Raw genomic sequence first — 418 nt, forward strand, 5'->3', positions numbered from 1 at the left:
AGGCGCGGCGGCGCAGGGGGCGGCGGGGGTGGGGATGGCGGCTGCACCGCCTCCGGCACGGGCGGAGCCTGGGGCGCCGCCACGCTCGGGGGCGGCGGCGGGGTGGCGGGGGCCGCCCCTTCCGGCTCGGCCGGCCGGCCCTGCTCGCCGGATTCGAAATACATGGCGTAGGCCGGCGGCGGCAGCGGCTCCGGCGGCTTCTCCTTCCACCAGGGGGCGATCACCGCCAGCAGCGCCAGGCCAAGATGCAGCAGGGCGGAGGCCAGCAGCGCCCAGCGCAGCCGCCGTGCAAGGCGGCGCCGGGCCCGGCGCCGCCCGCCGGGGCGCTCGGCCAGCCGCCCGCCCCCCAGGCTCAGCCTGTCCTGCTGCGTCCCGTCCAGGCGCAGCCCCTCCGGCGGCGCCGGCTGTATCCCGAGGG

Annotated in this window: 1 pseudogene; it reads right to left on the bottom strand. The window is 81.1% G+C overall.

What is annotated here, in order from left to right:
* A pseudogene (locus NJ376_RS23260) lies at positions 1-418 on the bottom strand (hypothetical protein); the annotation flags it as partial.

This window comes from Siccirubricoccus soli, from assembly GCF_024178315.1.
GTDB lineage: Bacteria > Pseudomonadota > Alphaproteobacteria > Acetobacterales > Acetobacteraceae > Siccirubricoccus > Siccirubricoccus soli.